Origin of the sequence: Streptomyces griseobrunneus (assembly GCF_046713465.1) — a bacterium.
GTDB lineage: Bacteria > Actinomycetota > Actinomycetes > Streptomycetales > Streptomycetaceae > Streptomyces > Streptomyces microflavus.
On record NZ_CP177080.1, the window covers coordinates 6661093 to 6681647 of the forward strand.

Genomic DNA, 20555 nt, shown 5'->3' on the forward strand with positions numbered 1-20555 from the left:
GGGCCGCTCCCCCCAGGAAGCGGCCCCCGTCCACGTCACACGCCGGTCAGTCCCGGTCGGCCAGCAGCTTCTCGACGCCGTCGCGGACGTCGTCCGTCGCCAGGCCCCGGATCGTCAGCGTGGTCCGGCGGCGCAGCACGTCGTCCGCCGTCTCGGCCCACTCGTGGTCGCGGGCGTAGGCGACCTGCGCCCAGATCTCCGGGGCGTCCGGGTGGACGCGCTCGGCCAGCTCCGGGCTCTCGTTGGCCAGCCGCGCGATGTCGAAGGCGAGCGAGCCGTAGTGCGTGGCCAGGTGCCGGGCGGTGTCCGGCGCCATCCGCGGGCCGGGGGCGGGGCCGTCGATCAGCAGCCGGTGCGCGACCGCGTTCGGGTTGGCGATCCCGGGCAGCGGCAGCTTCCTCGGCAGCCGGTTCATCGGCTCCATGTCCTCCGCCAGCGGGTGCCCAGGCAGGGCGGCCAGCTTGTTCATGACCGTGCGGCCGATGTGGCGGAACGTCGTCCACTTGCCGCCCGCGACCGACAGCATCCCGCCGCGGCCCTCCGTGACGACCGTCTCGCGCTTGGCCTTGGAGGTGTCGCCCGGACCGCCGGGCAGCACCCGCAGCCCCGCGAAGGAGTAGGTGATCAGGTCGCGGGAGAGCTGCTGGTCCTTGACCGAGAACGCCGCCTCGTCAAGGATCTGCGCGGTGTCCGCCTCGGTCACCGACACGTCCGCCGGGTCGCCCTCGTACTCCTCGTCCGTCGTGCCGAGGAGCAGCATGTCCTCCCACGGCAGGGCGAACGTGATGCGGTACTTGTCTATCGGGGTGGCCAGCGCCGCCCGCCACGGACGGGTCCGCTTGAGGACCAGGTGCGCGCCCTTGGAGAGGCGGATGGAGGGGGCCGCGTTCGGGTCCTCCATCTTCCGCAGGTGGTCGACCCAGGGGCCGGTCGCGTTCAGCACGAGCCGGGCGGTGACGCCGAACTCCGTACCGTCGACGCTGTCCTTCAGGTCGGCGCCCGTGACCCGGCCCCGGGTGAAGCGGAGTCCGGTGACGGCCGCGTGGTTGAGGACGGCCGCGCCCGCGTCGACGGCTGCGCGGACCGTCATCAGCGCCATGCGGGCGTCGTTCATCTGGTCGTCGCCGTAGACCGCGACGGCCTTCAGGTTGTCGGTGCGCAGCTCGGGCACGTCACGCTGCGCCCTGGCCGGGGAGATGACATGGCCGACGCCGTCGCCGAACGCGGAGAGCGCGGAGTAGGCGAAGACGCCCGCGCCGAGCTTGGCCGCGCCGTGCGGGCCGCCCTTGTAGACCGGCAGGTAGAAGGTGAGCGGGTTGGCCAGGTGCGGGGCGACCTCGCGGGAGATCGCGCGGCGCTCGAAGTGGTTCTCCGCGACCAGCTTGACCGCGCCGGTCTGGAGGTAGCGCAGACCGCCGTGGAGCAGCTTGGAGGAGGCGGAGGAGGTGGCGCCGGCGAAGTCACCGGCGTCCACCAGTGCCACCCGCAGCCCGGACTGCGCGGCATGCCAGGCGGTGGAGATGCCCAGGATGCCGCCGCCGATGACCAGGAGGTCGTAGGTCGCCCGGGACAGCTGCTCCCGGGTCTCGGCGCGGCTCGGCAGGGAGCCGGAGGCCGGGTGCGTTCCGAGGGCGGGAACGCTCTGCAGGGTGGTCATGGTGAATGCTCCTCGTCAGCTTTCTTCGTCCTCGATCCAGCCCATGGTCCGTTCGACGGCCTTGAGCCAGCTCTTGTACTCGCGGGCACGGGTGTCCGCGTCCATGCGGGGGGTCCACTCGGCGGCCCGGCGCCAGTTGGCGCGCAGCGCGTCGGTGTCCGGCCAGAAGCCGACGGCCAGGCCGGCGGCGTAGGCGGCGCCGAGGCAGGTGGTCTCGGCGACCATGGGGCGCACCACGGGTGCGTCCAGGAAGTCGGCGAGCGTCTGCATCAGCAGGTTGTTGGACGTCATGCCGCCGTCGACCTTGAGCGCGGTCAGCTCGACGCCGGAGTCCTTCGTCATGGCGTCGCTGATCTCGCGGGTCTGCCAGGCGGTGGCCTCCAGGACGGCACGGGCGATGTGCGCCTTGGTGACGTATCGGGTGAGACCGGTGATCACCCCACGGGCGTCGGGACGCCAGTAGGGGGCGAACAGGCCGGAGAAGGCGGGCACGAAGTAGGCGCCGCCGTTGTCCTCGACCGAGGAGGCCAGCGTCTCGATCTCGGCGGCCGACTTGATCAGGCCCATCTGGTCGCGCATCCACTGCACCAGCGAACCGGTGACCGCGATGGAGCCCTCCAGGGCGTACACCGGGGGCTTGTCGCCGATCTGGTAGCCGACGGTGGTGAGCAGACCGTTGTACGAGTTCACCGGGGTACCGCCGGTGTTCATCAGCATGAAGGTGCCGGTGCCGTACGTGGACTTGGCCTCGCCCTCGGCGAAACAGGTCTGGCCGAACAGGGCCGCCTGCTGGTCGCCGAGCGCGGAGGCGACGGGGACACCGTCGAGGATGCCGCCCTTGGCGTGGCCGTACACCTCGGCGGAGGAACGGATCTCGGGGAGGACCGCGGCCGGGATGCCGATGGAGGAGAGGATCTTCTCGTCCCACTCCATCCGGTGCAGGTTCATCAGGAGGGTGCGCGAGGCGTTGGTGACGTCGGTGACGTGCACGCCGCCGTCGGTGCCGCCGGTCAGGTTCCAGATGACCCAGGAGTCCATGGTGCCGAAGAGGATGTCGCCGGCCTCGGCGCGCTCACGCAGCCCCTCGACGTTGTCGAGCAGCCAGCGGACCTTGGGCCCGGCGAAGTACGAGGCGAGCGGCAGCCCGGTCTCGCGGCGGAAGCGGTCCTGGCCCACGTTGCGGCCGAGCTCCCTGCAGAGCGCGTCGGTGCGCGTGTCCTGCCAGACGAGGGCGTTGTGCACCGGCTCACCGGTGTTCTTGTCCCACAGCAGGGTGGTCTCGCGCTGGTTGGTGATGCCGATCGCCTTGACGTCGGCGGAGGTGATGCCGGCCTTGACGATGGCCCCGGCGACGACCTCCTGCACGTTCTCCCAGATCTCGGTCGCGTCGTGCTCGACCCATCCCGGCTTCGGGAAGATCTGCTCGTGCTCCTTCTGGTCGACCGAGACGATCCGGCCGTCCTTGTCGAAGACGATGCAGCGGCTGGAGGTGGTGCCCTGGTCGATGGCCGCGATGAACGGGCCGGTGCCGTGGGTGCCGGTGGTGTGTGCTTCGGTCACGGTGTGCTCCCGGAAGTCTGTGGGTGAAAGGGGTTACGGCGCTGATACCCGCGTGGGCTAGGCGAAGGCGAGGTTGTAGAGCCCACCGGCGAGGGCGCCGCCGATGAGCGGACCCACGATGGGTACCCACGCGTAGCCCCAGTCCGAACCACCCTTGTTCGGCAGCGGGAGCACCGCGTGCACGATGCGCGGTCCGAGGTCGCGGACCGGGTTGATGGCGTAGCCCGTGGGCCCGCCGAGCGAGAGGCCGATACCGACGACGACCAGGGCGGTGACCAGGGCGCCGAGCGTGCCGAGGCCGTTGCCCTCGTCGTTGAGGCCCTGGGTCAGGATCGCCAGGACCAGCACGAGCGTGGCGATGATCTCGGTGACGACGTTCTGCACGCCGTTGCGGATCTCGGGGCCGGTGGAGAAGATCCCGAGCACCGGGCCGGCCTTGGGGGCGGCGGTCTGGTCGACCATGGCCTCGTCGGCGGGCTGCGCCTTGATGATCTCCGGGTCGGTGAGGTGGGCATGGAACTGCCCGTAGTACACCGCGTAGACCAGTACGGCGCCGATCATCGCGCCGAGCAGTTGGGAGGCGAGGTAGAGGGGCACATCGCCCCACGCGGTGCCGCCCTGAATGGCGAGGCCGAGGGTGACCGCGGGGTTGAGGTGGGCCCCCGAGACGCCGCCGGCCAGATAGGCGCCGGTCAGCACGGCGAAACCCCACCCGAAGGTGATGGCCAGCCAGCCCGCGTTCTGGGCCTTCGAGCGCTTCAGCGTGACGGCGGCACAGACACCGCCGCCGAGCAGGATGAGTATGGCGGTACCGATGGTCTCGCCGATGAAAATGTCGGAGCTGGACACCCGCGACTCCTTTGTCCTTCGTCCAGGGGAGAGCGGAACACATCGGGTCCCTCCGATGGTCCGCGCCCCAGATGGGTATCCACAAAGCGTGGGCAGCCCACCTGTAAGGGCTTGACCGGCCCTTGGCACTGTCACACCCTAACGCGTATTGCCGTTAGGCGTTCGACAATGCCGACCGTTGAACGGCAGTGTTTCCCCCGAGTGAAGGAAGCGTCAAGGGTTCTGTGGTGCAGGACTCGGTGCGCGACGCGATCGTTACCCCACGATGCGCCCGGACGCGCGAGGGCGCGAGCGGGCGGATGCGGAAGGTGTTACGGGGGTGGTCGCCCGGCCCTCAGAAGCGGCCGGCGCCCAGGTCCCGGGAGACCGCGCGGGCACAGTCCCGTACGGCGGCGATCAGCTCGGGGCGCAGGACGCCGCCCGGCGCCACCCGCTCCACCGCGCCCGTCACGGCCACCGCGCCCACCGGCATCCTGCGCCGGTCGTGGACGGGGGCCGACACGGCGGCCACGCCCTCCCAGGTCTCCTCGGCGTCGGCGGCCCAGCCCTGCGCGCGGATCAAGTCGAGCATCGCCTCGAACTCGTCGGCGGCCGTGACCGTGCGCCCGGTGAAGGAGCGGCGCTCCGCCTCCATGACCTCGCTGTGCGCCACCGGGTCGAACGCGGACAGCACCTTGCCGAGCGCTGTGGAGTGCAGCGGCTGCATCGCCCCGACCTCCAGCACCTGGCGGCTGTCGTCGGGCCGGAACACGTGGTGGACGATGAGCACGCCGTGCTGGTGCAGCACGCCGAGGTGGACGCTCTCGCCGCTGGAGCGGGCCAGGTCGTCCGTCCAGACCAGGGCGCGGGCCCGCAGCTCGTGGACGTCGAGATAGCTGTTGCCCAGCCGCAGCAGCTCGGCGCCGAGCTGGTAGCGCCCCGACGTCGCGTCCTGCTCGACGAACCCCTCCAGCTGGAGGGTGCGCAGGATTCCGTGGGCGGTGCCCTTGGCCAGCCCCAGGGAGGAGGCGATGTCGGAAAGCCCGAGCCGCCGCTCGCCGCCCGCCAGCAGACGCAGCATCGCGGCCGCCCGCTCCAGCGACTGGATGTTCTTGGCCATCGCGCCGTACTCCTCCACCTCGGTTCGACAATGCTGAACACTATCGGTCGATGTCGACCTCTGTCTGACTCCGGGGGAAAGTCGCCTCCGGCCGGCCGACGGTGCCGCACCCGCAAAGCATGCAGTCCGTCTCCTGGACGCACCGACCACGGGCAGGGGTGTCCGGCTACGCTGACGGGGTGCGCCTTCCCCAAGAAGGACGCAAAGCCGACAGCCGTCGCATCCCTGGGAGATCATCCATGGCCTCGTTGCCGACACCCGCCCCCGACAGCCGGACCCGCGCAGCAGCCCTGCGCGAGGCACTCGCCACCCGGGTGGTGGTAGCAGACGGTGCGATGGGCACCATGCTCCAGGCACAGGACCCGACCCTTGAGGACTTCGAGAACCTCGAAGGCTGCAACGAGATCCTCAACATCACCCGCCCCGACATCGTGCGCTCCGTCCACGAGGAGTATTTCGCGGTCGGCGTCGACTGCGTCGAGACCAACACCTTCGGCGCGAACCACTCCGCGGCCAACGAGTACGAGGTCGCCGACCGGATCTTCGAGCTCTCCGAGTCGGGGGCCCGCATCGCCCGTGAGGTCGCGGACGAGTACTCCGGCAAGGACGGCCGCCAGCGCTGGGTCCTCGGCTCGATCGGCCCCGGCACCAAGCTGCCCTCGCTCGGCCACATCACGTACGACGTCCTGCGCGACGGCTACCAGAAGAACGCCGAGGGCCTCCTCGCGGGCGGCTCGGACGCCCTGATCGTCGAGACCACCCAGGACCTGCTGCAGACCAAGTCCAGCATCATCGGCGCGCGCCGGGCGATGGACGCCCTCGGCATCGACGTGCCCCTGATCTGTTCCCTCGCCTTCGAGACGACCGGCGTCATGCTGCTCGGCTCCGAGATCGGCGCCGCCCTCACCGCCCTGGAGCCGCTCGGCATCGACCTGATCGGTCTGAACTGCTCGACCGGCCCGGACGAGATGAGCGAGCATCTGCGCTACCTCGCCCGCCACTCCCGTACGCCCCTGATGTGCATGCCCAACGCGGGCCTGCCCGTCCTCACCAAGGACGGCGCGCACTTCCCGCTCGGCCCCGACGGCCTCGCCGACTCCCAGGAGACGTTCGTCCGGGACTACGGCCTCTCCCTCATCGGCGGCTGCTGCGGTACGACCCCGGCGCACATGAAGGCCGTCGTCGAGCGGGCCCGCGGGCTCACGCCTGGCGAGCGGAACCCGCGCCCCGAGCCCGGCGCGGCCTCCCTCTACCAGACGATCCCCTTCCGCCAGGACACCGCCTACCTGGCCATCGGGGAGCGCACCAACGCCAACGGCTCCAAGAAGTTCCGCGAGGCCATGCTGGAGGCCCGCTGGGACGACTGCGTGGAGATGGCCCGCGACCAGATCCGCGAGGGCGCGCACATGCTCGACCTCTGCGTCGACTACGTGGGCCGCGACGGCGCCGCCGACATGGCGGAGCTGGCCGGCCGCTTCGCGACCGCCTCCACCCTCCCGATCGTGCTGGACTCCACCGAGCTGCCCGTCCTGCGCGCGGGCCTGGAGAAGCTCGGCGGCCGTGCGGTGCTGAACTCGGTGAACTACGAGGACGGCGACGGCCCCGAGTCCCGCTTCGCGCAGGTCAGCGCCCTGGCCTCGGAGCACGGCGCCGCCCTGATCGCCCTGACGATCGACGAGGAGGGCCAGGCCCGCACGGTCGAGCACAAGGTCGCCATCGCCGAGCGGCTGATCGAGGACCTCACCACCAACTGGGGCATCCACGAGTCCGACATCCTCATCGACACCCTGACCTTCACCATCTGCACCGGTCAGGAGGAGTCCCGCGGCGACGGCATCGCGACGATCGGTGCGATCCGCGAGCTGAAGAAGCGCCACCCGGACGTCCAGACCACGCTGGGCCTCTCCAACATCTCCTTCGGCCTGAACCCGGCCGCCCGGGTCGTGCTGAACTCCGTCTTCCTCGACGAGTGCGTCAAGGCGGGCCTGGACTCCGCGATCGTGCACGCCTCCAAGATCCTGCCCATCGCACGGCTGGAGGAGGAGCAGGTCAAGGTCGCACTCGACCTGATCTACGACCGCCGCAGCGAGGGTTACGACCCCCTCCAGAAGCTCATGGGCCTCTTCGAGGGCGTCAACATGAAGTCGATGAAGGCGGGTCGGGCCGAGGAGCTGATGGCCCTTCCGCTCGACGAGCGGCTCCAGCGCCGCATCATCGACGGCGAGAAGAACGGCCTGGAGGCCGACCTGGACGAGGCGCTCCAGGACACCCCGGCCCTGGACATCGTCAACAACACGCTGCTCGAAGGCATGAAGGTGGTCGGCGAGCTGTTCGGCTCCGGCCAGATGCAGCTGCCGTTCGTCCTCCAGTCCGCCGAGGTCATGAAGATCGCGGTGGCCCATCTGGAGCCGCACATGGAGAAGTCCGACGCCGACGGCAAGGGCACGATCGTGCTGGCCACCGTCCGCGGCGACGTCCACGACATCGGCAAGAACCTCGTCGACATCATCCTTTCCAACAACGGCTACAACGTCGTCAACCTCGGCATCAAGCAGCCCGTCTCCGCGATCCTGGAGGCCGCCGAGGAGCACCGCGCCGACGTCATCGGCATGTCCGGCCTCCTGGTGAAGTCCACCGTGATCATGAAGGAGAACCTCCAGGAGCTGAACCAGCGCAAGATGGCCGCCGACTTCCCGGTGATCCTCGGCGGTGCCGCGCTGACCAGGGCCTATGTGGAGCAGGACCTGCACGAGATCTACGAGGGCGAGGTCCGCTACGCCCGTGACGCCTTCGAGGGCCTGCGCCTTATGGACGCGCTCATCGGCGTCAAGCGCGGCGTGCCGGGTGCCGTCCTGCCCGAGCTCAAGCAGCGCCGGGTCCCCAAGAAGAACACCGACACCGCCGTACTGGAGGTCGAGGAGCCCGAGGGCTCGGTGCGCTCGGACGTCTCCACTACCAACCCCGTCCCCGAGCCGCCGTTCTGGGGCACCCGGGTCATCAAGGGCATCCCGCTCAAGGACTACGCGTCCTGGCTCGACGAGGGCGCCCTGTTCAAGGGCCAGTGGGGCCTCAAGCAGGCCCGGACCGGCGACGGACCGACGTACGAGGAGCTGGTGGAGACCGAGGGACGCCCGCACCTGCGCGGCTGGCTCGACCACCTCCAGTCCAACAACCTGCTGGAGGCGGCCGTCGTCTACGGCTACTTCCCCTGCGTCTCCAAGGGCGAGGACCTCATCCTCCTCCACGACGACGGCTCCGAGCGGACCCGCTTCACCTTCCCGCGCCAGCGCCGTGGCCGCCGCCTCTGCCTCGCCGACTTCTTCCGCCCCGAGGAGTCCGGGGAGACCGATGTGATCGGCCTCCAGATCGTCACCGTCGGCTCCCGGATCGGCGGGGCCACCGCCGAACTGTTCGCCGCCAACTCCTACCGCGACTACCTGGAGCTGCACGGCCTCTCCGTCCAGCTCGCCGAGGCCCTCGCCGAGTACTGGCACGCCCGGGTCCGCAGCGAGCTGGGCTTCGCGGGGGAGGACCCCGCGGACGTCGAGGACATGTTCGCGCTGAAGTACCGGGGCGCACGGTTCTCGCTCGGTTACGGGGCGTGCCCGGACCTGGAGGACCGGGCGAAGATCGCCGATCTCCTCGGGCCGGAGCGCATCGGCGTGGAGCTCTCCGAGGAGTTCCAGCTCCACCCGGAGCAGTCCACCGACGCCATCGTCATCCATCACCCCGAGGCGAAGTACTTCAACGCACGGTAGTCGGCTCTTCCCCCTGCCGCCTCGCGTCGTTCGCGCACCGTCGCCGGACAGGTCGTACACTGGTCGGTCCAGTGCAGGCCGGTCGCCCTCCCCATCCGGGAGTGGCGGCCGGCCTTCTCGTCCCTTACGGAAGGTGTGCCGGATGACCAGTACGGTCCCCGCGTCCTTGACCCGCACGGCCGAAGGCGCCGCCCTGCAGGCGGTCCTTCTCGACATGGACGGAACCCTGGTCGACACCGAGGGCTTCTGGTGGGACGTCGAGAAGGAGGTCTTCGCCGACCTGGGCCACGGGCTGGAGGAGTCCTGGCGGGACGTGGTCGTGGGCGGGCCGATGACCCGCAGCGCCGGCTACCTCATCGACGTCACCGGTGCGGACATCGCCCTGGACGAGCTGACCGTGCTCCTCAACGACCGCTTCGAGAAGCGCATCCGGCACGGCGTGCCCCTGATGCCGGGCGCCGAGCGGCTGCTCGCCGAGCTGTCCGCGTCACGGATTCCCACCGCGCTCGTCTCGGCCTCGCACCGCCGGATCATCGACCGGGTGCTGGACTCGGTCGGCCACCACCACTTCGCGCTCACGGTCGCCGGTGACGAGGTCACCCGCACCAAGCCGCACCCCGAGCCCTATCTCACCGCCGCTGCGGGCTTCGGCGCCGACCCGTGGCGCTGCGCGGTCATCGAGGACACCGCGACCGGGGTGGCCGCGGCTGAGGCGGCGGGGTGCCGGGTCGTCGCAGTACCGTCCGTGGCACCCATCGCACCCGCCTCGGGACGGGTCGTCGTCGGCTCCCTCGAAGAGGTCGACCTCGCCTTCCTGCGGAAGCTCATCACCGCCACGAGCTGAAGGATCCGTGTGCGTTCCGGCAACTTTTCGTGGACGTGAATCAGCCACAGCCCGCATATGTGAAGAGGTCGGACGGGTGACCTTCCTCACCCAGAAGCCGCCTGTGACCTGCCGTGATCGGTTGATCTGTCCGGAATGGCGATCAAATATCGCCCCCTTCGAACGCCGGGGCAGGGCAAGCCGCTCCGAGCGCGGTCGGAGCGGCCACCGGCGGCTACTAACTTTGATTCCTCACCCACCGTGATGAGGGAGAACGCCCGTATGAACCGCAAGACCCTGGTGCTGCCGGCCGTCGTCGGCCTGCTCGCCCCCGTGCTCGCCGCCTGCGGCAGCACGGACAGCGGCGCCGGTGGCTCCAACGCCATCGTCGTCGGCACCACGGACCAGCTCGTGGCCTCCGAGGAGAACCCCGCTCCTCTCGACCCGGCCATCGGGTACGAGGCAGGCGTCTGGAACGTCCTGCGGCAGACCGTGCAGACCCTGACCACCGTGCCCGGCGGCGGCGGCGAGCCGGTGCCCGAGGCCGCCCGAAGCTGCACCTTCACGGACAACGCGAACGAGAGCTACCGCTGCACCCTGCGCGCGGGCCTGAAGTTCGCCGACGGCACCCCCGTCACCGCCGAGGATGTGAAGTTCTCCATCCAGCGCGTCATCGACATCAACTCCGACAGCGGGCCGGTCGGGCTCCTCGCCAACATCGACACGATCGAGACCAAGGGCGACAACCAGGTGATCTTCCACCTGAACACGCCCGACGCCACCTTCCCGTACAAGCTCGCCACCCCCGCCGCCGGCATCGTCCCCAAGGGGAAGTACCCGGCGAAGGAGGCGCGCGACGGCTTCCAGGTCGACGGCTCGGGGCCGTACACCATGAAGCCGCAGACCGAGGACGGCCGGGTCACCCGGATCACCTTCACCAAGAACCCCTCCTACAAGGGCGAGTTGAAGGTCCTCAACGACAAGGTCGACATGGACCTCTTCCCCGACGCCGAGGCCATGGGCAAGGCGCTGGAGGAGAAGAAGATCCACATGATGACCCGGGCCATGTCGCCCGAGCAGGCCCGCGACATGCTCGTGAAGCCGAAGGAAGGCATCGAGCTCACCGAGATGCCCGGCCTCGCCATCAGCTACCTCGGCTTCAACACCAAGGACCCCGTGGTCAGCAAGGCCGTACGGCAGGCCGTGGCGCAGCTCATCGACCGGGGCGAGATCGCGGGCAAGGTGTACGGCACCACCGCCGAGCCGCTCTACTCGCTGATCCCCTCCAGCATCACCGGGCACACCAACGCCTTCTTCAACAAGTACGGCGAGCCCAGCGCGGCCAAGGCCGCGAAGACCCTCAAGGACGCCGGGATCAAGACGCCGGTCAAGTTCACCCTGCACTACACCAACGACCACTACGGCTCCGCCACCGCCAAGGAGTTCAAGGCGCTCCAGGCACAGCTGAACGGCTCGGGCCTCTTCGACGTCGACGTGCAGGGCAAGGAGTGGTCGAAGTACCGGCCGGAGCAGAAGCGCGGCGACTACGCGGCCTACGGCATGGGCTGGTTCCCCGACTTCCCGGACCCGGACAACTACACCGCCCCGTTCCTGGACAAGAACAACTTCCTCAACTCCCCCTACCGGTCGCGGGAAGCGCAGAACGTCCTCATCCCGGCGTCGCGCCGGGTGGCCGACCGCAGTGCCGCCGCCACGACCTACGAGAAGCTCCAGGAGATCGTCGCCGACGACGTGCCCGTCCTGCCGATCTGGCAGGGCAAGCAGTACGTGGCCTCCCGCAGCGGGGTCGCCGGGGTCGAGCGGTCCGTCAGCGCCACCTCCGAACTCCAGCTCTGGGAGCTCAACAAGACCGCCTGACAGCCGGCCCGGAACCGCGAAAGCCGTCCGGCCCGCCCCGTCCTGCGCACAGGACCGGAGCGGGCCGGACGGCTTCGTCCACGGCACCTACTGCGCGCCGGGGCGCACCAGGCCGCTCTCGTACGCGTACACCGCGGCCTGCACCCGGTCGCGCAGGCCAAGCTTCGTGAGCACATGGCCCACATGCGTCTTGACCGTCGTCTCACTGACGAACAGATCCGCCGCGATCTCCGCGTTGGACAGGCCGCGCGCCACCAGCTTCAGGACCTCCACCTCACGGTCCGTCAGCGTGTGCAGGGCGTCCGGGACCGGGTCCTCGCCGGACGGCAGATGGTCCGCGTACTTGTCGAGCAGCCGGCGCGTGATGCTCGGGGCGAGCATCGCCTCGCCCGCCGCCACCACCCGGATCGCCTGGACCAGCTCGTTGGCCGGAGCGTCCTTCAGCAGGAAGCCGCTCGCCCCCGCCCGCAGCGCCTCCACCACGTACTCGTCGAGATCGAACGTGGTCAGCACCAGCACCTTCGCCGGACCGTCCTTCCCGGGGCCGGAGATCTGGCGGGTCGCCTCCACCCCGTCCATCCGCGGCATCCGGATGTCCATCAGCACCACATCGGGCTGGAGCGCCCGCACCTGGTCGATGGCCTGCAGACCGTCACCGGCCTCACCGACCACCGCCAGATCGCCCTCGGCCTCCAGAATCATCCGGAAACCGGTGCGCAGCAGCGGCTGGTCATCGACCAGTAGGACGCGGATCGCCACGGAAACTCCTCACAGGCCCTCAAGAGCCACTGTTCGGCCGGCCTCGGCCCGGACGGGGCCCATTGTGCCCTGGTCATCCTCGCCCGGCCCCGCCGGGCGTACCGACAGCGGGTATACCGGGGGAGTCCCGCCGAATTCCGGACACACCGCCTGGTGGTCGCACCACCCGCACAGCTTCGTCGGACGCGGACGCCAGTCGCCGGTCTCCGTCGCCAGCGCGATCGCCTCCCACAGCGCGAGGAGCTTGCGCTCCACCCGCTCCAGATCCGCCACCACCGGGTCGTACGTCAGCACATCGCCGCTGCCCAGATAGACCAGCTGGAGCCGGCGCGGCACGATCCCCTTCAGCCGCCAGATCACCAGCGCGTAGAACTTCATCTGGAACAACGGACCCTCGGCATACTCCGGCCGCGGCGCCTTCCCCGTCTTGTAGTCGACGATCCGGACGTCACCGGTCGGCGCCACATCGATCCGGTCGATCACCCCGCGCAGCCGCAGCCCCGACTCCAGCTCCGTCTCGACGAACAGCTCACGCTCGGCCGGCTCCAGCCGCGTCGGGTCCTCCAGCGAGAACCACCGCTCCACCAGCCGCTCCGCCTCGCCCAGCCAGCGCGACAGCCGCTCGCCCTCGGTGTCCCCGGCGAACAGCTCGGTCAGCTCCGGCTTCGACTCCAGCAGCCGGTCCCACTGGCCGGGAATCAACGCCCGCGCCCGCGGTGCCGTACGGTCCGCCGCCGGGGCGTCGAAGAGCCGCTCCAGCACCGCATGGACCAGCGTGCCGCGGGTAGCCGCCTCGCTGGGCTTCTCCGGCAGTTTGTCGATGACCCGGAAGCGGTAGAGCAGAGGGCACTGCATGAAATCGCTCGCCCGCGACGGCGACAGGGACGAAGGCGGCTGCGGCGGCCGGGGCACGGAAGTCATGTCTCCAGACCCTACGGCCCGCCACTGACAGTCAGCGGCATACCATCGACCGCAGACCCTCGCAGACTGCATGATCGTGGCGCAGGCCACGCACCGAACCGAAGGGACCACGTGGACGAGAGCGGCGACAGCGGGCGGCCGCAGCCCGGCGCAGGGGGAACGGGCCCCGCCGCCGCCCCCGACGGCGGCAAGCCGAAACGCCCCGCCGACCCGGGCGGTGGCCTGCTCATGGGCCGCCCCTTCGGTGTGCCCGTGTACGTCGCGCCCAGCTGGTTCGTCGTCGCCGCACTGATCACCTGGGTCTTCGGCGGCCAGCTCGACCGGGTCCTGCCCGAGCTCGGCGGCGCCCGCTATCTCGTCGCCCTCTTCTTCGCGATCGCCTTCTACGCCTCCGTACTCGTCCACGAACTGGCCCACACGGTCGCCGCCCTGCGGTACAAGCTGCCCGTCCGCCGCATCCAGCTCCAGTTCTTCGGCGGCGTCTCCGAGATCGAGAAGGAGACCGAGACCCCCGGCCGCGAGTTCGTCCTCGCCTTCGTCGGCCCCCTCCTCTCCCTCGTCCTCGGCGGTGTCTTCTACGGCGCGATGCAGTTCGTCGAGCCCGGCACCGTCCCCGGCGTCCTGCTCGCCGGGCTGATGATCTCCAACCTCATCGTGGCCGCCTTCAACCTGCTGCCCGGCCTGCCCCTCGACGGCGGCCGGATGCTCCGCGCCATCGTTTGGAAGATCACCGGCAAGCCCATGAGCGGCACCATCGCCGCCGCCTGGGTCGGCCGGGGCCTCGCCGTAGTCGTCCTCATCGGGCTCCCGCTGCTCACCCACACCGGGGCGCTCGGCAGCGGCAACGAGGGCATCGGCGGGGTCGAGACCGTCATGGACGCCCTGCTCGCCGCGATCCTCGCCGGCATCATCTGGACCGGCGCCGGGAACAGCCTGCGCATGGCCCGGCTCCGCGAACACCTCCCCGACCTGCGGGCCCGCACCCTCACCCGGCGCGCAGTCCCCGTCGAGTCCGCCACCCCCCTCTCCGAGGCCCTGCGCCGGGCCAACGAGGCAGGGGCCCGCGCCCTGGTCGTCGTCGACGGACAGGGCAACCCCAAGGGCGTCGTCCGCGAGGCCGCCATCGTCGGCGTCCCCGAACACCGCCGCCCCTGGGTCGCCGTCAGCGGCCTCGCCCAGGACCTCACCGACGGCATGAAGGTCCCCGCCGAGCTCGCCGGAGAAGCCCTCCTGGACCGGCTCAAGGCCACCCCGGCCACCGAGTACCTGGTCGTCGAGGAGACGGGCGAGATCTACGGAGTCCTCTCCACCGCCGACGTGGAGCGCGCCTTCGTCAAGGCCATGGCCCGCCCCGAGGCATAGGCCCCTTCGCCCCGAGGGCAGGCGGTCGGCGGTCCGGGAAACACCGGTACGCTGGTCACATGTCTGAACCGACCGGTGCCGCCCGCCGACGTGGGCCCTTCAAGGTCGGGGACCAGGTCCAGCTCACCGACCCCAAGGGACGCCACTACACCTTCACGCTCGAAGCCGGAAAGAACTTCCACACCCACAAGGGTTCTTTCCCGCACGACGAGCTGATCGGTGCTCCCGAGGGCAGTGTTGTCCGAACCACGGGGAACGTCGCCTATCTCGCGCTGCGCCCCCTGCTCCCCGACTACGTCCTGTCCATGCCCCGCGGCGCCGCCGTGGTCTACCCCAAGGACGCGGGGCAGATCCTGGCCTTCGCCGACATCTTCCCCGGCGCCCGCGTCGTGGAGGCCGGGGTCGGATCCGGCTCGCTCTCCACCTTCCTGCTGCGCGCCATCGGTGAGCAGGGCATGCTGCACTCCTACGAGCGCCGCGAGGACTTCGCCGAGATCGCCCAGCAGAACGTCGAGCGCTACTTCGGTTCGCCGCACCCCGCCTGGCAGCTGACCGTCGGGGACCTCCAGGACAACCTCTCCGACACCGACGTCGACCGCGTCGTGCTGGACATGCTCGCCCCCTGGGAGTGCCTGGAGGCCGTCTCAAAGGCCCTGGTGCCCGGCGGCATCCTCTGCGCCTACGTCGCCACCACCACCCAGCTCTCGCGCACCGTCGAGTCCATCCGCGAGATCGGCTGCTTCGCCGAACCGCAGCCCTGGGAGTCGATGATCCGCAACTGGCACGTCGAGGGCCTGGCCGTGCGCCCCGACCACCGGATGATCGGCCACACCGGCTTCCTGGTCACCGCCCGCCGGCTCGCGGACGGCGTCGAGCCGCCGCTGCGCCGCCGCCGCCCCTCCAAGGGTGCCTACGGCGAGGACTACGACGGACCGGGCAGCCAGAGCGGCTCCGCCGCCTCCCGCGGCTGATCCGCCCAACGTACCGGCGCCGCCCCACGCGCCCCCGCGGTGAAACCGGCGCACACCCCGCCGTTCCCCATGCGTGTGAGGTGTGGCACGATGCTGGCCACCCCTCGGGGGTGCCCCCGCCCCCTCCCCGGGCTCCCACGAACCACATGGAGACACACCGCGTGCAGACCTCCGCGCTCCCGGACCTCGCGCACACCGCCACGAAGCCGGTGCACTGGCTCGCCACGGCCGCGGCCATGGCCGGCGTCGTCGCCGCGGCCGGACTGCTCCAGCCCGGTACGGCCACCGCCACCGCCACGGCCCCCGAGCAGCGGACCACGACCCAGCAGGGCGCGCCCCCGGCCGCTCCGGACCCGGCCGGGGTGGATTTCCCCCTGGAGTGCGGCGGGGCCGGGACCACCGTGGCCAAGCAGGCGCCCGGAGACCTCGACGGCGACGGGCGGCCGGAAACCGTCGCCGTGGTGCACTGCGACGCGGGCTCCGGCACCCCGCCGAGCGGCATCTACGTCCTGACACAGGGAAGCGGGGCCGCACCCCGGGTCGTGGCGACCCTGGTGGACCCCGCCGACAAGAAGACCGTGGGGGAGTTCGCCGTGAGCGAGGGGCGCGTCTCGGCGACCCTGCTCGGCTACTCCTCCCTGGAAGTGCCCCGCTGCTGCCCCGACCAGGAGGAACAGGCCTCCTGGCGGTGGAAGGGCAACGCCTTCGTCCGTACCTCGGGAGACCTGGCGCGCGCCGTCTGAGAGGGCGCCGCCCCCGCGATCAGGCCGCGTCCGGCCCGTACACCTCGACGCTGTCCTTCACGCGCCGCACGTGGATGCAGTCCCCGGGGCACTCCTTGGCCGAATCGACCACGTCCTGGAGGAGCGGCAGCGGCACCGGAGTGGTCGCCCCCGGGTTCTGGAGGAGCTCGTCGTCGCCGCTCTTCACATACGCCAGACCGTCGATGTCCAGCTCGAAGACCTCCGGCGCGTACTGCACGCAGATGCCGTCCCCCGTACAGAGGTCCTGGTCGATCCAGACCTCCAGGTCCTGCGTGTCACCGTCGCCCGGCGCGTCCTGCTGCACGGTCATGTGGTCCTGCCGTTCCCTGCGTATCGAACCCATTGGAGCCAGCCCTGACGGGTGTTGAACGCTTCGACGATACAACCGGCGGCTTTCCGATGCCGAAGGGTGGGTATTCCCTTGACGTGAGGGAGAGCGCAAGGGTGAAGATCGGACACACCCCGCAGTCTTTGTGATCTAGGGGTTTCAATCACCACCCACCCAGGTAGGGTCAGGAAGCGTCCAGCTCCCCATGGAGGAGGTGAGGACCGTGGCAGCCCACGACGACGACATCAACCGCGGCATCCGGCCCGCGCGAGGGTCAGAAGACCCGGCCGGCCAGGTTGCCTATCTCGAGCAGGAAATCGCCGTCCTGCGACGTAAGCTCGCCGACTCTCCGCGTCATACGAGGATTCTCGAAGAGCGGATCGTCGAGTTGCAGACGAGTCTGGCAGGCGTGTCCGCACAGAACGAGCGGCTCGCCAACACGCTCCGTGAGGCGCGTGACCAGATCGTGGCCCTCAAGGAGGAGGTCGACCGGCTCGCACAGCCGCCGGCCGGCTTCGGTGTCTTCCTGCAGGCCAACGAGGACGGCACCTGCGACATCTTCACCGGGGGCCGAAAGCTCCGGGTGAACGTCAGCCCCAGCGTCGAGCTCGAGGACCTCCGGCGAGGCCAGGAGGTCATGCTCAACGAAGCGCTCAACGTGGTCGAGGCCATGGAGTTCGAACGGGCCGGGGACATCGTCACCCTCAAGGAGATCCTTGAGGACGGCGAGCGCGCCCTGGTGGTCGGGCACACCGACGAGGAGAGGGTGGTACGGCTCGCCGAGCCCCTGCTGGACATCACCATCCGCTCGGGGGACGCCCTGCTGCTCGACTCCAGGTCCGGATACGTCTACGAGGTGGTCCCCAAGAGCGAGGTCGAGGAGCTCGTCCTCGAAGAGGTTCCGGACATCGACTACGACAAGATCGGCGGTCTGGGCGACCAGATCGAGCTGATCCGCGACGCGGTCGAGCTCCCCTACCTCCACCCCGACCTCTTCAAGGAACACGAACTGCGACCGCCGAAGGGCATCCTGCTCTATGGTCCGCCCGGCTGCGGCAAGACGCTCATCGCCAAGGCCGTCGCCAATTCGCTCGCCAAGAAGGTCGCCGAGGTGACCGGGCAGCCCACGGGGAAGAGCTACTTCCTCAATATCAAGGGCCCCGAGCTCCTCAACAAGTACGTCGGCGAGACCGAGCGGCACATCCGCCTGGTCTTCCAGCGTGCCCGGGAGAAGGCGAGCGAGGGTACCCCCGTCATCGTCTTCTTCGACGAGATGGAATCCCTCTTCCGCACCCGCGGCAGCGGCGTCAGCTCGGACGTGGAGAACACCATCGTCCCGCAGCTGCTCGCCGAGATCGACGGTGTGGAGGGCCTGGAGAACGTCATCGTCATCGGCGCCTCCAACCGCGAGGACATGATCGACCCCGCCATCCTGCGACCCGGCCGACTCGATGTGAAGATCAAGATCGAGCGTCCGGACGCCGAGGCCGCGAAGGACATCTTCGCGAAGTACCTGACCCCGTCGCTCCCGCTGCACGCGGACGATCTGGCCGAGCACACCGGCTCCCGGCCGGCCGCCGCCCACGCCATGATCCAGTCCGTCGTGGAGCGGATGTACACGGAGTCCGAGGAGAACCGCTTCCTCGAGGTCACGTACGCCAACGGCGACAAGGAAGTCCTTTACTTCAAGGACTTCAACTCCGGCGCGATGATTCAGAACATCGTCGACCGGGCAAAGAAAATGGCCATCAAGGCATTCCTGGAACACGGCCAGAAGGGTCTGCGCGTCTCCCATCTCCTCCAGGCATGTGTGGATGAGTTCAAGGAGAACGAGGACCTGCCCAACACCACCAACCCGGACGACTGGGCCAGGATTTCCGGCAAGAAGGGTGAGCGGATCGTCTTCATCCGCACACTCGTCACCGGAAAGCAGGGCGCGGACACCGGTCGCTCCATCGATACGGTGGCCAATACCGGCCAGTACCTGTAATACGCCGACCGGCTGCGGATGCCTGGAGGGGCATCCGCAGCCGGTCGTTTTCCCCCGTTCCGGCCATGCCGGAACAATGTCGTAATTGATCTCCCCACCGGCGCAGAGGCGCTCTAGGCTCTGCGGTACCGCCGAGTCGCGCAGTGCGGTGACGGGCACCGCATACGCACCGGACAAACAGCGGTACTTGAGCGTCGCTCCCGGACGGGACCGACGCCGGGCAAGGAGGGCCGCATGACCGTACGGCGAGTAATGGGCATCGAGACGGAGTACGGGATCTCCGTCCCCGGCCACCCCAACGCCAATGCCATGCTCACCTCGTCCCAGATCGTCAACGCCTACGCGGCGGCGATGCACCGGGCCCGACGCGCCCGCTGGGACTTCGAGGAGGAGAATCCGCTGCGCGACGCGCGAGGCTTCGACCTCGCCCGTGAGACCGCCGACTCCAGCCAGCTCACCGACGAGGACATCGGCCTGGCCAATGTCATCCTCACCAACGGTGCCCGGCTCTACGTCGACCACGCGCACCCCGAATACAGCTCACCGGAGATCACCAACCCGCTCGACGCGGTGCTCTGGGACAAGGCCGGCGAACGGATCATGGCCGAGGCCGCCGAACGGGCGGCCGCCATCCCCGGCGCCCAGCCGATCCACCTCTACAAGAACAACACCGACAACAAGGGCGCCTCCTACGGCACGCACGAGAACTATCTGATGCAGCGGGAGACCCCGTTCTCGGACATCGTGCGCCATCTGACGCCGTTCTTCGTCTCCCGCCAGGTCGTCACCGGCGCGGGGCGGGTCGGCATCGGCCAGGACGGCCATGAGCACGGCTTCCAGATCAGCCAGCGCGCCGACTACTTCGAGGTCGAGGTCGGCCTGGAGACGACCCTCAAGCGCCCCATCATCAACACCCGGGACGAGCCGCACTCCGACGCGGAGAAGTACCGCCGGCTCCATGTGATCATCGGCGACGCCAACCTCTCGGAGATCTCGACCTACCTGAAGCTCGGCACCACATCCCTGGTGCTGTCCATGATCGAGGACGCCTTCATCAACGTCGACCTCGCCGTCGACCAGCCCGTACGCACGTTGCACCAGGTCTCGCACGACCCGGAGCTCAGGCAGCTCATCACGCTCCGTAACGGCCGGACGCTCACCGCCGTACAGCTCCAGATGGAGTACTTCGAGCTGGCCCGCAAGTATGTCGACGAGCGGTACGGCGCCGACGCCGACGAGCAGACCAAGGACATCCTGACCCGCTGGGAGGACACGCTCAACCGGCTGGAGACCGATCCGATGAGTCTGTCCGGGGAGCTGGACTGGATCGCCAAGCGGGAGCTCATGGAGGGCTACCGCCGCCGCGACTCGCTGGACTGGGACGCCCCCCGGCTCCACCTGGTCGACCTCCAGTACGCGGACGTACGCCCCGACAAGGGCCTCTACAACCGTCTGGCGGCCCGCGGGAAGATGAAGCGGCTGCTGGACGAGGACGACGTCACCAGGGCCCGTACGAAGCCTCCGGAGGACACCAGGGCCTATTTCCGGGGCCGCTGTCTGGAGCAGTACGCCGACGACGTGGCGGCCGCCTCCTGGGACTCGGTCATCTTCGATCTGCCGGACCGCGACTCGCTCCAGCGGGTGCCCACGCTGGAGCCGCTGCGCGGCACCAAGGAGCACGTCAAGGACCTGCTCGACCGCTGTCGTACGGCGGAGGAGCTGGTCCGGGTGCTGTCGGGCGGCTGAAAGGTGTCCGGGCTGGGAATCAATCAACCGAGACCCGGACGTTGAACAACTACCGGGCCAAATGTCGGGCCTCGTGGGTAGGGTCTGATC

General features: G+C 69.5%; 15 protein-coding genes. 8 read left to right on the plus strand and 7 right to left on the minus strand.

The window, feature by feature from the left end; all coding sequences use genetic code 11:
• Positions 1–46: 46 nt before the first annotated feature.
• The 4 genes from ACK8N7_RS30340 to ACK8N7_RS30355 all read right to left on the minus strand — a co-directional run bounded on the left by ACK8N7_RS30340 (position 47) and on the right by ACK8N7_RS30355 (position 5165).
• Positions 47–1657 (minus strand): glycerol-3-phosphate dehydrogenase/oxidase, encoded by a 1611-nt coding sequence (locus ACK8N7_RS30340; protein ID WP_403211926.1) that lies wholly within the window; start codon positions 1655–1657, stop codon positions 47–49.
• A 15-nt stretch (positions 1658–1672) separates the two neighbouring features.
• Positions 1673–3217 carry a glycerol kinase GlpK gene (gene glpK, locus ACK8N7_RS30345; RefSeq protein WP_403211928.1) on the minus strand — a complete coding sequence of 515 codons (1545 nt, stop codon included), beginning with the start codon at positions 3215–3217 and terminating at the stop codon, positions 1673–1675.
• A 57-nt stretch (positions 3218–3274) separates the two neighbouring features.
• A complete protein-coding gene (locus ACK8N7_RS30350; RefSeq protein ID WP_500444591.1) occupies positions 3275–4066 on the minus strand; it encodes an MIP/aquaporin family protein in 792 nt (263 codons plus the stop codon).
• Between the two features lie 334 nt (positions 4067–4400).
• Positions 4401–5165, minus strand: coding sequence for an IclR family transcriptional regulator (locus ACK8N7_RS30355; protein ID WP_031123735.1), 765 nt, complete (start codon positions 5163–5165; stop codon positions 4401–4403).
• A gap of 239 nt (positions 5166–5404) precedes the next feature.
• Here ACK8N7_RS30355 and metH point away from each other — a divergent pair, with 239 nt between their 5' ends.
• From metH to ACK8N7_RS30370, 3 genes are all read left to right on the plus strand, one after another.
• The gene (metH, locus tag ACK8N7_RS30360; protein WP_403211932.1) at positions 5405–8923 is read left to right on the plus strand and encodes a methionine synthase; all 3519 of its coding nucleotides are present in this window, start codon (positions 5405–5407) and stop codon (positions 8921–8923) included.
• A gap of 142 nt (positions 8924–9065) precedes the next feature.
• Positions 9066–9767, plus strand: a complete 702-nt coding sequence (locus tag ACK8N7_RS30365) for an HAD family hydrolase (RefSeq protein ID WP_015607523.1) — start codon at positions 9066–9068, stop codon at positions 9765–9767.
• A gap of 261 nt (positions 9768–10028) precedes the next feature.
• Positions 10029–11624, plus strand: a complete 1596-nt coding sequence (locus ACK8N7_RS30370) for an ABC transporter substrate-binding protein (protein WP_403211934.1) — start codon at positions 10029–10031, stop codon at positions 11622–11624.
• Positions 11625–11711: 87 nt separating this feature from the next.
• On the opposite strand, the gene ACK8N7_RS30375 is transcribed toward ACK8N7_RS30370, so the two are convergent.
• Both ACK8N7_RS30375 and ACK8N7_RS30380 read right to left on the minus strand, forming a co-directional pair.
• Complete coding sequence (locus ACK8N7_RS30375; protein ID WP_015607521.1) at positions 11712–12383, minus strand: response regulator; 672 nt, start codon at positions 12381–12383, stop codon at positions 11712–11714.
• Between the two features lie 9 nt (positions 12384–12392).
• Positions 12393–13238, minus strand: a complete 846-nt coding sequence (locus ACK8N7_RS30380; RefSeq protein WP_500445870.1) for a RecB family exonuclease — start codon at positions 13236–13238, stop codon at positions 12393–12395.
• Between the two features lie 177 nt (positions 13239–13415).
• On the opposite strand from ACK8N7_RS30380, the gene ACK8N7_RS30385 reads away from it, so the two are divergent.
• From ACK8N7_RS30385 to ACK8N7_RS30395, 3 genes are all read left to right on the plus strand, one after another.
• Entirely contained in the window at positions 13416–14666 is a 1251-nt protein-coding gene (locus ACK8N7_RS30385) for a site-2 protease family protein (RefSeq protein ID WP_403211936.1), read from the plus strand.
• Positions 14667–14725: 59 nt separating this feature from the next.
• Positions 14726–15637 carry a tRNA (adenine-N1)-methyltransferase gene (locus ACK8N7_RS30390; protein WP_366389759.1) on the plus strand — a complete coding sequence of 304 codons (912 nt, stop codon included), beginning with the start codon at positions 14726–14728 and terminating at the stop codon, positions 15635–15637.
• Between the two features lie 161 nt (positions 15638–15798).
• Positions 15799–16380, plus strand: coding sequence for a hypothetical protein (locus ACK8N7_RS30395; protein ID WP_500445872.1), 582 nt, complete (start codon positions 15799–15801; stop codon positions 16378–16380).
• A gap of 19 nt (positions 16381–16399) precedes the next feature.
• Here the strand turns inward: ACK8N7_RS30395 and ACK8N7_RS30400 are convergent, their stop codons facing one another.
• Positions 16400–16711 carry a ferredoxin gene (locus tag ACK8N7_RS30400; protein ID WP_403211938.1) on the minus strand — a complete coding sequence of 104 codons (312 nt, stop codon included), beginning with the start codon at positions 16709–16711 and terminating at the stop codon, positions 16400–16402.
• Between the two features lie 241 nt (positions 16712–16952).
• Here ACK8N7_RS30400 and arc point away from each other — a divergent pair, with 241 nt between their 5' ends.
• Together arc and dop are read left to right on the plus strand one after the other, a co-directional pair.
• Entirely contained in the window at positions 16953–18719 is a 1767-nt protein-coding gene (gene arc / locus ACK8N7_RS30405) for a proteasome ATPase (RefSeq protein WP_403211940.1), read from the plus strand.
• Positions 18720–18953: 234 nt separating this feature from the next.
• A complete protein-coding gene (dop, locus tag ACK8N7_RS30410; protein ID WP_403211942.1) occupies positions 18954–20465 on the plus strand; it encodes a depupylase/deamidase Dop in 1512 nt (503 codons plus the stop codon).
• Positions 20466–20555 lie beyond the last annotated feature (90 nt).